Origin of the sequence: Anaerophaga thermohalophila str. Valhall (assembly GCF_000250735.1) — a bacterium.
Classification (GTDB): Bacteria; Bacteroidota; Bacteroidia; order Bacteroidales; family Marinilabiliaceae; genus Anaerophaga; species Anaerophaga thermohalophila_A.
The window spans coordinates 1-10,593 of sequence record NZ_AHZV01000163.1; the positions used below are offsets into that span (position 1 = coordinate 1).

Genomic DNA, 10,593 nt, shown 5'->3' on the forward strand with positions numbered 1-10,593 from the left:
TCGTAATAGATAATTTATGAATAATGCAGGCTATACTTTTTTTGGCACTACAACCATTTTTTTCGTTTGAAAAACAGAATCATTCCTATAGCAATAATTGCCATTAAACCCCAAACAGCCGGATATCCGTATTTCCAACTCAGTTCGGGTATGTTCTCGAAATTCATACCGTAGATGCCGGCCACAAATGTGAGTGGAGTGAAAATTGTGGCTACCATGGTCAGCACTTTCATTACCTCGTTCATCCGGTGACCCTGATATGAGAAAAACAGGTTGGTGCTTCCTTCGGCACGGGTCATATTCAGATCGGCCTCGTCGATGAGCTGTAACAATTGGTCCTTAAGGTCAGAAAAATAAGGAATTGTATTCTTATGGATGTGCAGAGTTTGTCCTTTTTCCGTAAATACTATGGCTTCTTTTATGGGATTGACTGCTTTTCTTATAGCGAAAAGACCACGCTTAATTTCTTCAAGTGTGGCAATGTATCCGGGGTCAGGGTTTTCCATAATTATTTCGGGCAGGCTGTTAAGTTTGTTTTCCAGTCCATAGAGGGTTGTAAAACAATTGCCCGCAATGGCGTCGAGAAGTAAATACAACAGATAATCGGCGCCCGATTTTCTTACCAGTCCTTTACCCTCTCTCAGCCGGCTGCGGATGTATTCAAAATGATCGCCCTTCTTTTCCTGAAACGACAGTAGAACATTATCTTTTAAGATGAAACTAATCTGTTCCGATTCAATATTTGTGTTGCTATTGTTGTTGGAAGGCAACAGTGACTTTACCGAGAAGAATATCAAATCGGGCCGTATTTCTATTTTGGGTCGTTGAGTAGTGTCTACAATGTCCTGAACAATGAGTTTGTCCAGAGAAAAATGATCGGCAATGGTTTTAATAACTTCTATGTTGTGGATGCCATGAATATTGATCCATTTTATGTACCGGTCATCTTCTTTTATTTTACTGCTTATTTTGACAAAGTCACCTTCCGAAGTTATTTCTTCAATCTGAGCTTCGGTGTATGAAAACATCTGAATGGAAGGGATTTCCATAAACTGCCGGCCCACAAATTGAATTTTGGGCTCTACCATTTTTCGTTGAAGCCGTAATTTTGCCATTATTTCAAATTTATTTTTCTAGGCCTAATGGAACTCGTCCCGATTAATCGGGGCTTATTTCATCTTATATCTTACATTTAATAAGTTATTATGACTGTTAGAGTTGTTAGGTTCTTAGATTGTTAGAGTTGTTAGAGTTGTTAGGATTGTTAGGGTTGTTAAGGTTGTTAGGGTTGTTAAGGGCTTACGCCTAATATTTCTGTTTTTTTAGCAAAATTAGTGCTCTGTCACCACTTCGCGGTTTTTGTATTGTCAACAATATAACAGCAATTAATAACCGCAGAGCGGCGACGGAACGGTAGAATTATGTAATAATAAAAACAAAAAGCTGCGGAGCTGCGACAGATAATGTATAAATTTGTTTGGTTCTGGCTTGTCCAGGTTAGGTTTTGTCAATTTAGTGGGGGAGGTGAGATGCACGGCCGTGCGTCTCTACTTGCTTCTATCTTATGACTTCCACTTTCTTCCTCTGTTTTCGCTGTGGTGAATCCTCAACCTGCTGGTTGCTGGTTACTGGTTGCTGGTTACTGGTTGCTGGTTACTGGTTGCTGGTTACTGGTTGCTGGTTACTGGTTGCTGGTTAATTCGTTAATTGATCATTGGTAATTGGTAATTGATAATTGAAAAATCTGTGTTCGCTCGGCTCTTCCGCTTTGCTGGCAAAGAATCTGTGTTATCTATGATGTAACTTTATTTTTTATGTTCTTATATGTCTTATATGGTTTAACCTCAACCTCAACCTTAGCCTCAACCTCAACCTTAGCCTCTGCCTTTAATTTCCGGTCATCTATTTTTTATATCTTTTCATCTCTCTGGCCAAAGCCACCATTTTTATTGCTGTTATGGCTCCCTCATCGCCTTTATTACCCAGTTTTCCGCCGGCACGGTCTTCGGCCTGTTGCTGATTTTCGGTTGTGAGTACACCAAAAATAACGGGTTTCTTGTATCTCACGTTTAATTCTGTGATCCCACGGGTCACACCCTGGCATACATAGTCGAAATGAGGAGTGTCACCCCTGATAACACATCCAAGACAAATAACAGCATCTACATCGGTACGTTTAATGAAATGTCTTGCCCCTTGCGTGAGCTCAAAACTACCGGGAACGTGTGCTACAATTATGTTTTCGTCTTTGGCTCCATGCCTTTTTAACGTATCGAAAGCCCCTTTCAACAAGGCTTCGGTAATTGCGGGGTTCCATTCAGATACAACGATTCCGAACTTCATGCTTTTTGCCGAAGGAACCGCTGATGCATCATAATCGGACAAATTTTTAAGATTTGTAGCCATTGTTTTTTTATTAAAAAAGGTTGCCGATTTACCGACAACCCTTTAAATATCGTAAAAATTCGAAATAAGTTAAAACCTTAGGATAAAAAAATTACCCCGAAATTTTCACTCTTGTGATGTATTTATCAATCTGTCGACCCTCAGTGCTTTCTTCATACTTCTTTTTAATGGTCGAATAAGCTTCGAGTGCTTTCTCTTTTTCTCCTGTTTCTTCGTAGAGAAGTCCAAGTTTGAAGAGATACAAGGGGGTGATCATTTCATTGTCGAGCGAAGTGGCTTTTTTGTACCATTCAATGGCGCCGGCCATATCACCGGTTTCAAGGTATGCGTCGCCAATGGCACCCTGAGCGGTAGCCTTAAGCAGAGGCTCATCGGTAGAAAACCCTTTTAAATACTCAATGGCATCTTCAAAATTACCCATTTGAAGATGACAAATCCCTGCGTAATACTCCGAAAGTTCACCAACGTCGGTAGCACCGTATTTATCAATTATTTCCAGGAACCCGGGATTCATTCCATCGCCGTTCAGGGCAAGATTAAAACTGTCTTTTTCGAAATATTGCTGCGCCTGAAAAATATTTTCCTGGGCTTCTGCCTGCAGCGGTTGCATGTACAGTTTCTTAAACGCCCAGTATCCGCCGACAATAACGATCAGGGCAATGGCGATAAAACTGATCAGCCTCTGGTTGTCCTCAATAAACTGTTCGGTTTTGGTCAATGCCGACTCAACATTTTCAAAGCTGTCTTCGTGTTGTTGCTTTTTTGCCATATCTTTAAATAGTTTTTTTCCGAAGGCAAATGTAATTCTTTTCAGCCTTATTCAAAACAGGGTTTGTCATATTTTTTTGGTTGGCTGGTTACGCTCTGATGTTGTTTCATTATTTTTGTACCATACGAAGCAAAAGATATGTATCTGAAACACCTGAATATTCTGAACTATAAAAACATTTTACAGGCTGAGACAGCGTTCTGTGATGGTATTAATTGTTTTGTAGGCCCTAATGGTGCCGGCAAAACAAATCTTCTGGATGCCATATATTATTTGTCCTTTTGTAAAAGTTATTTTAATTCTATTGACAGCCAGAATATTAACCATAGCGAAGACTTTTTTGTCATTCAGGGAGCCTTTGAGCGAAACGAACATGAGGAACAAATATATGTAGCCCTGAAACGAAATCAGAAAAAGCAGTTTAAACGAAACAAAAAGGAATACGGAAAACTGTCGGAACATATTGGATTATTGCCTCTGGTGATGATTTCTCCCTCGGATGAACGATTGATACTTGAAGGGAGCGATCAGCGAAGAAAGTATATGGACAGTGTTGTTTCGCAATACAATAAACCATATCTTGACCGGTTGATTCGCTACAATCGTGCCCTGATGCAACGAAATGCATTGTTGAAAAAAAACGACCATTTCAATCAGGGGTTGACAGCTCAACTTGATGTTTGGGATGAACAGATGGTAAGACTCGGGGAGGATATTTTTTTGCAGCGAACCCGATTCATTGAACAATTGGTACCTGTATTCCGCGAATTTTATCACCACATCAGCGGGGGACACGAAGCTGTGGACATTTTGTATACATCGCATTTCCAGAAGGGAGAAGTACTGAAAATGCTCAGAGAAAACCGCGACCGTGATTTGATATTAGGCTATACCTCCCGTGGCATTCATAAGGATGATCTTCAGTTTCTTCTGAGTGGTCAACCGGTTAAGAAAGAAGGTTCTCAAGGGCAGAAGAAATCATTTCTTATAGCATTAAAACTGGCCCAGTATGAATTCTTATCCAGGCACAACGGGTTTGGGCCGATACTGTTGCTGGATGATGTTTTTGATAAACTGGATTCTGATCGTGGCAACCGCCTGATCCAACTTGTTGCAGAGAGCCGGTTTCGTCAGATATTTATTACTGATACGCAAAAAGAAAGGCTTATGGAAATAGTGCGTGAGACGGGCAAAAAGAGTTGCTTTTTTAAAGTTGTGGAAGGAACTGTAAAGAAGAATATTGATGGGATATAGAGACCGTGATTTCAGAAAAAATTCAGTGCAGCCCCTTCAGGAAATATTAAAAGAAATAATGGGGCAGCCTGCCATTTCTAAAGGCATTTATCCTTCACGAATACCCGGTGCATGGAAAGCGGTGGTGGGACCTTCTGTGGCAAGAGTAACAAAGAACGTATACTTCCGGCACGGAGTTGTATATGTTACTTTACACAGCAGCATTATTCGCAGTGAGCTGATGATGCACCGTGACAAAATTATTATTCAGTTGAACAACCATATCGGGAGGCCTCTTATCAAAGACCTTGTTCTTCGCTAATTAGTGTCTGTCCATAAAGTACCATTTGCTGTGTTACGCTCGTCCGAAAATTACTCATTTACGATGAGTAAACTCCGTATTTTCGGACTTTGCAAGCCTTGCAACTGGCACTTTCTGAACAGACACACATATTGTAAAAATTTTTTGCGAGTTTATAGACGAGTGCTAATTAGTGTCTGTCCATAAAGTACCATTTGCTGTTTTACGCTCGTCCGAAAAGTTGTGGTTTTGCTATTAATTATTCAGGCGCTTTAACTTCGATCAGCACAGAATTCTCTTTCACAACATCGTCTTCTTTGACCATTACTTTTTTGACTATCCCGTCGATGGGCGATTTTAATTCATTTTCCATCTTCATAGCCGATAGAACAACCAATGTTTGATACTCTTTGACAGGATCGCCGGGAGATACTTTCACGGAAATAACCTTTCCCGGAATGGGCGCTTTGATTTTTTCTGTCTGATTTCCTCTTCTTTTTGCACCGTTAATGGCAGGGGTTGCCGGAGCAATTTCTATTTCAAAAGAATTGGTTTGTGTATTCACAACATAGACATCTTTTTTTTCACTTTTAATGATTTCCATGTTGTGGCTTTCTCCGTTATGAAGTACAGAGTACACTCCTGTTTCAACTTTTTCAATGTCCAGTGTATATTCACGACCGCCTATCGAAACAATTAGAACAGGGCCGTCTCTTTTTATCACTTTTATTTCTTCGTGATGACTTCCGTTTTTTGCCAGTACCTTCATTAGTAAAGAATTTGAATTTTAAGGTTTAATGGAAATCGCATGTCAGATTTAACCTCTAAAACGGGTTGATCCGGTAAAGCCTTCCATATTCCTTCCAGTTTGACTTTTGATGATGGTTAAGTGAGAAACGCAATCTTTTGTCACTGTGCGACTGGTGCTCGACATAGGCCATGATCATAGCCAGGTCTTCGCATTCAAGAGTGCAGGGTTCTCCTTTCATAAGATACTCTTCATTTTTTTCTATGAAGTGAGTATCATATTCTCCGTTTATGAAGTCCGTAGTATTCATGATTCGTTCCAGAAATTGAATATTGGTTTTTACACCTGTAATTTTATATTCGTAAAGGGCTCTTTTCATGCGTGCAACAGCTTCGTCACGGTTTTGTGCCCAAATGATGAGTTTGGATATCAGCGGATCGTAAAAAACCGTTATTTCATAACCTTCATAAATATATCCGTCTGTACGCACGCCCAGGCCGAGCGGTTCGGTAATATGCAGCACGCGTCCGGCACCGGGCATAAAATTATTCTGTGGGTCTTCGGCATAGATTCGGCATTCTATAGCATGCCCCGATTTCTTTATGTCCTTTTGTTCAAATGGGAGCGGTTCCCCGTTGGCAATACTGATTTGGGCTTTAACCAGGTCGATACCTGTTGTCCGTTCGGTGATTGGATGCTCAACCTGTAGGCGCGTATTCATCTCCAGGAAATAGAAATTCATATCAGCGTCTACCAGGAATTCAACTGTTCCGGCTCCGGTGTAGTTGACAGATTTAGCTGCAGCGACGGCTCTGACGGTCATGGCTTTTCTGACCTCCTCGGTAATGAATGGAGAAGGGGTTTCCTCCACTACTTTTTGGTGACGGCGCTGGACAGAACATTCTCTCTCGAAAAGATGGACAACATTGCCGTGTTCATCTCCCAGAATCTGAACTTCAATATGATGAGGCGATTTCAGATACTTTTCCATGTAAACGGAATCATCCCCAAAGGCATTCAATGCTTCTGATTTTGCTCTTTTTACAGCCTGAAAAATTTCATTGGGTTTCGAAACAAGGCGCATTCCCTTACCACCTCCTCCGGCTGAGGCTTTTATCATTACCGGGTAGCCTATCTCTTCGGCTGTTTTTTTTATTTTATCTTCATCATCGTTGAGCCGTTCTGAACCCGGGACCACAGGCACACCGGCTTTTATCATTAATTCACGGGCCTGCATTTTATCACCCATGGCCAGTATGGCATCGGCTTGCGGACCTATGAAAACAAGTCCGGCTTCACGAACTTTCCTGGCAAATTCTGCATTTTCGGAGAGGAACCCATAACCCGGGTGGATCGCATCGGCCCCGCTTTTTTTGGCAATTTCCAGTATTTTAGAAATGTTGAGGTAGCTTTGACCTGACGGACCCGGTCCTACCAGGTAGGCCTCATCGGCATAACGAACATGCATTGAAGTCCTGTCCGGTTCAGAATAAATGGCAACGCTTTGAATGTTTGATTCGCGACACGACCGGATGATGCGCACTGCTATTTCACCCCGGTTGGCCACCAAAATTTTTCTGATCATAAGCGAGTGTTTGTTATTACTTTTTATAAATCTGTCAATCTTGTTAACAAAGAGGATGAGATTGGGTTCAATTTGCAGGTTTGTTCGAATACTTATGAACTGATTCAGCAAGCGATTCTGAAATTATTAAGAATTGGTATAAATTATTGTATGGAGATACGTCAATTAAACCAAAATGCGATCTTATTGCTTATATAATCCGGAATAAACATTAAAATTCGAAAACTATGCTGAACAAGAAGGTTGAAAAGAAACTGGTAGAGCAAATAGAGAAGGAAGGTTATTCTTCCAGTCTCTACCTTGCTATGGCAAGCTGGGCAGAATGCAATGGTTTGGAAGGAATTGCCAACTGGATGTATGCCCAATCAGATGAAGAGCGGTTGCACATGCTGAAGATTATTAAGTATGTAAATGAGAGGGGAGGACAGGCCACGATAAGTTCGTTTGACAAGCCCCCTTCAGATTTTAAAAATGTTAAGGCCATGTTTGAACAGGTTTATGAACATGAGCAAAAGGTGACCGATTCCATAAACAATATTGTTGAAGTTTGTCTCAATGAAAAGGATTTTACAACTCATAACTGGTTGCAGTGGTTTGTAAATGAACAAATTGAGGAAGAAGCTTCGGTGTCGGCAATACTTGATAAACTGAATTTACTGGGCGATCAGAATAATCTGTATTTGTTTGATCGCGATATTATGGGAATGCGCGGACAACAACCGGCAAGTCTGGAATAAAACATTGTCATTTTTAAACTGATTTCTTAATACAATAGTTCGTTAGATTTTTAGAAATAAGATGTAAGATAATTCGTACAACCTTGATATACTGTATTTTAACAAGCAAACCTCTTTGGACACAAACAATTGGTTTGCAACGTTTTGCAAAAGTTTAACGGAGTATTGTACAATAGTAAGTTAAAAAAGCCTAAACGCGAAGACGCAAAGACGCAAAGTTTTTATTATGAGAGAGTTGTGTTTTGTGTCATCCACAGGAGTAAGCCCCTTACAATTCTAACCACCCTAACCACCCTAACCACCCTAACAATCTAACAATCTAACAATCTAACAATCTAACAATCCTAACAACCCTTAACAACCTGTCTAAAAACCTGGCACTAAAATACATTTGATATTTTAACACCGGCATATATCATTCTTGGAGAAACCGGGCCGTAAATATAACCGGGGTCGCGATCTTTTCCGGTGTCAAAATCGTTCTGATAGCTGTTAAGGATATTTTTTGCTCCGGCAAAAATGTTGAAATCAGCCAGGTTTGAATCTATACAATAGGTAAGTTTTGCAGACCAGTCGAAGAAAGGATCGGACTCTTTGAGCACTCCCGAATCAGGGTCTTCGGCTAAAGGCCCGAAATATGGAACCAGCATTTTCCCGGTATAGGTTGCACTGGTTGAAATTTCCCATGGGCCGCCTCGAGGCTCCCAGTTAATTATGGCAAAACCGTAAGTGTCGGGGGTCCGGAAAAACCTTTTTTCGTTGAAATCCTGTGGTGCACCATATTCGCTGGTTTGAACCGTGAAACCTGCATTAATGTCCCAGAATTCGGAAGGGATCCATTTTGCTTCGAGGTTAACACCTTTTACTTTTGCCCCCTTTTCTTCGTTAATTCTGGTATATACAACTCTTCCATTAGCATCGGGTTCACCTATTTCATTAGCAAACGGGTCATCCAATTGTGTATAAAAAAACTCAGCCAGCAGTTCCAGGTTGGTGGATGCACTGGTTTTGATATAACTCAACGATCCGGTAAAGCTGTGACTGGTTTCCTGTTTAAGTTCGGGATCGTTTTATGGATGACCTGCCTGCTGTCGGATGTTTCAATGTGCAAATCTTCGTCGAAAATCTGAGGTGCCCTGTAACCTTTGGCATAGCTTGTCCTAAGCTGAAAATTACCGGTCAAACCATATAAAAAGGTTACTCTTGGACTCAACACATTATTAGAAATATCGCTGTCGCTTATTTCATCAGTAATATTGTAATGATCAAGCCGGAGTCCTCCGGATAGTGAAAATTCGCCAAATTTCTTCTCAATCTGGGCAAACCCACCACCAACAACCGTTGCCTGATCTGCAATGGTTTTGTTAGGAAATTCGACTATTTCCAGTTCTGATGTGTTTTGGTTAACGGAATATTCTCTGTAGCCCAGTTTTTTATCGAGAAGAGTTCCTCCGTTAATTTCCGTACCAACAATAATGTCGAAGTCGCCTGAGAGAAATTTGTATTGAATGCCTCCCGAATAAGAGAGGTCCTTTGTATTTCCGTAGGCATTCATTGCTTTTCCTGCCCCGTAGTATGAGCCCCTGTTAATGTGCTGGGCAGCCATAAAGGTTGTCAATTCCTGGTTGGCGCCGGTAAACAAATGCCATGCGATACTTCCTGAATTAATTTCATGGTCTGTGGCTTCGGCTATATTTGCTTCATGTAACGGGAAATCGAAGCGGTCGCCACCGCGGCGGTCTTCGCGAATATGGAAATAGTCGGCAACCAGCTTGCTTTTGTAACCGGTACGGAGCGACCATTGCGCACCCAATGTGGTGTTTTTCAGCTCGGACAATTCAGAAAATCCATCGTCATTGGCATCGAAAGGCACCCGCTCCCTGACAGTTCCGTAAAGGGCCAACCCGTTCTTGTTTTCTTCGCCGGTAATGGTTGCATTAAAATTAACCTGGTATTCGGAACCGGGATCGGCCTGCTCATAGAAACTGCCTATATGGCCTGCCTGTCCACTTAAAGAATACTGATTATTGGCCGGCTCGCGGGTAATGACATTGACCGTTCCGGCAATGGCGTTGCTTCCGTAAAGAGCGGAACCGCCGCCTCGTACGATTTCAACACGTTCAATCATATTCGATGGAATCATTTCGAGGCCATAGACCGCTGCAAGACCGCTAAAGATAGGTCTGCCATTGATTAGTATTTGAGTGTAGGGGCCATCCAGGCCATTCATACGTAGCGAGTTGGCGCCGCAGTTTCCACAATTGTTTTCGATTCGCAATCCGGGACTGAACGCAAGGCCTTCGCTGAGGTTGGCTGATTGAATGGTTTGAAGTAAAGCGTTATTAAGGGTATTGACGATTACCGAAGATTCTTTACGTTTTTCATCATTCCGGTCAGCTGTAACAACCACTTGTTCAAGCCCAAGCACGTCTTCTTCGATATTGATGGCTACGCGATGTCTTTTCCCAGGTTCAATTTCTATTTCTCTTTCGGATGGCTTGAAGCCTAAAGCTCTGACTACGATAACCTGCTTTCCGTCCGGAACTTGCAACTCAAATTCTCCACGGTTGTCAGATGCAGTACCAATCATTGTTGATTTGATTTGCACCGTGGCATGAGGAACAGGCTCGCCATTGGAATTAACGCTTCCTTCCAGAGTTGCTGATGGCGGATTTTTGTCTTCATTTGTGTTAACTGTCATTGCCTGAACTGAAGATGTAAAAAGAAAAAGACAAGAAAAAAAATAGAAGTGAAGTTGCTGAATTTCATAACATTTATTTATATAAGGTGTTTGTTGACAATGTGATCACAAAG

10 protein-coding genes are annotated in these 10,593 nt (G+C 41.5%); 3 read left to right on the forward strand and 7 right to left on the reverse strand.

From position 1 onward, the window contains the following. Positions 1 to 47: 47 nt before the first annotated feature. The 3 genes from corA to OQ5_RS0108580 form a co-directional block, all read right to left on the reverse strand. Positions 48 to 1,115, reverse strand: coding sequence for a magnesium/cobalt transporter CorA (gene corA / locus OQ5_RS0108570; protein ID WP_016777093.1), 1,068 nt, complete (start codon positions 1,113 to 1,115; stop codon positions 48 to 50). Positions 1,116 to 1,902: 787 nt separating this feature from the next. Then, positions 1,903 to 2,406: a 6,7-dimethyl-8-ribityllumazine synthase gene (ribH, locus tag OQ5_RS0108575; protein WP_016777094.1), complete on the reverse strand. Its 504-nt coding sequence runs from the start codon at positions 2,404 to 2,406 to the stop codon at positions 1,903 to 1,905. 91 nt (positions 2,407 to 2,497) lie between these two features. Continuing rightward, a complete protein-coding gene (locus OQ5_RS0108580) occupies positions 2,498 to 3,175 on the reverse strand; it encodes a tetratricopeptide repeat protein (protein WP_016777095.1) in 678 nt (225 codons plus the stop codon). A gap of 138 nt (positions 3,176 to 3,313) precedes the next feature. Here OQ5_RS0108580 and recF point away from each other — a divergent pair, with 138 nt between their 5' ends. Together recF and OQ5_RS0108590 are read left to right on the forward strand one after the other, a co-directional pair. Continuing rightward, entirely contained in the window at positions 3,314 to 4,429 is a 1,116-nt protein-coding gene (gene recF / locus OQ5_RS0108585) for a DNA replication/repair protein RecF (protein ID WP_016777096.1), read from the forward strand. Next, a complete protein-coding gene (locus OQ5_RS0108590) occupies positions 4,419 to 4,730 on the forward strand; it encodes a DUF721 domain-containing protein (protein ID WP_016777097.1) in 312 nt (103 codons plus the stop codon). Before recF ends, OQ5_RS0108590 begins: the two co-directional genes overlap by 11 nt. Before the next feature lie 238 nt (positions 4,731 to 4,968). Here OQ5_RS0108590 and OQ5_RS0108595 read toward each other — a convergent pair whose 3' ends face one another. Further along, positions 4,969 to 5,478 carry a biotin/lipoyl-containing protein gene (locus tag OQ5_RS0108595; RefSeq protein ID WP_016777098.1) on the reverse strand — a complete coding sequence of 170 codons (510 nt, stop codon included), beginning with the start codon at positions 5,476 to 5,478 and terminating at the stop codon, positions 4,969 to 4,971. 55 nt (positions 5,479 to 5,533) lie between these two features. Further along, positions 5,534 to 7,042 (reverse strand): acetyl-CoA carboxylase biotin carboxylase subunit, encoded by a 1,509-nt coding sequence (accC, locus tag OQ5_RS0108600; RefSeq protein WP_016777099.1) that lies wholly within the window; start codon positions 7,040 to 7,042, stop codon positions 5,534 to 5,536. 227 nt (positions 7,043 to 7,269) lie between these two features. On the opposite strand from accC, the gene OQ5_RS0108605 reads away from it, so the two are divergent. Continuing rightward, positions 7,270 to 7,779 (forward strand): ferritin, encoded by a 510-nt coding sequence (locus OQ5_RS0108605; RefSeq protein WP_016777100.1) that lies wholly within the window; start codon positions 7,270 to 7,272, stop codon positions 7,777 to 7,779. A 380-nt stretch (positions 7,780 to 8,159) separates the two neighbouring features. Here the strand turns inward: OQ5_RS0108605 and OQ5_RS21950 are convergent, their stop codons facing one another. Together OQ5_RS21950 and OQ5_RS20620 are read right to left on the reverse strand one after the other, a co-directional pair. Continuing rightward, positions 8,160 to 8,801, reverse strand: coding sequence for a TonB-dependent receptor (locus tag OQ5_RS21950; RefSeq protein ID WP_052308297.1), 642 nt, complete (start codon positions 8,799 to 8,801; stop codon positions 8,160 to 8,162). Next, the gene (locus OQ5_RS20620; RefSeq protein ID WP_052308298.1) at positions 8,798 to 10,480 is read right to left on the reverse strand and encodes a TonB-dependent receptor; all 1,683 of its coding nucleotides are present in this window, start codon (positions 10,478 to 10,480) and stop codon (positions 8,798 to 8,800) included. Before OQ5_RS20620 ends, OQ5_RS21950 begins: the two co-directional genes overlap by 4 nt. Positions 10,481 to 10,593: the final 113 nt, after the last annotated feature.

Excerpts from the sequence above, each read along its gene's own strand:
- corA (WP_016777093.1), bottom strand. The coding sequence starts at position 1,115 with ATGGCAAAATTACGGCTTCAACGAAAAATGGTAGAGCCCAAAATTCAA.
- OQ5_RS0108605 (WP_016777100.1), top strand. The coding sequence starts at position 7,270 with ATGCTGAACAAGAAGGTTGAAAAGAAACTGGTAGAGCAAATAGAGAAG.
- OQ5_RS0108580 (WP_016777095.1), bottom strand. The coding sequence starts at position 3,175 with ATGGCAAAAAAGCAACAACACGAAGACAGCTTTGAAAATGTTGAGTCG.
- accC (WP_016777099.1), bottom strand. The coding sequence starts at position 7,042 with ATGATCAGAAAAATTTTGGTGGCCAACCGGGGTGAAATAGCAGTGCGC.
- ribH (WP_016777094.1), bottom strand. The coding sequence starts at position 2,406 with ATGGCTACAAATCTTAAAAATTTGTCCGATTATGATGCATCAGCGGTT.
- OQ5_RS0108590 (WP_016777097.1), top strand. The coding sequence starts at position 4,419 with ATGGGATATAGAGACCGTGATTTCAGAAAAAATTCAGTGCAGCCCCTT.
- OQ5_RS20620 (WP_052308298.1), bottom strand. The coding sequence starts at position 10,480 with ATGACAGTTAACACAAATGAAGACAAAAATCCGCCATCAGCAACTCTG.
- recF (WP_016777096.1), top strand. The coding sequence starts at position 3,314 with ATGTATCTGAAACACCTGAATATTCTGAACTATAAAAACATTTTACAG.
- OQ5_RS0108595 (WP_016777098.1), bottom strand. The coding sequence starts at position 5,478 with ATGAAGGTACTGGCAAAAAACGGAAGTCATCACGAAGAAATAAAAGTG.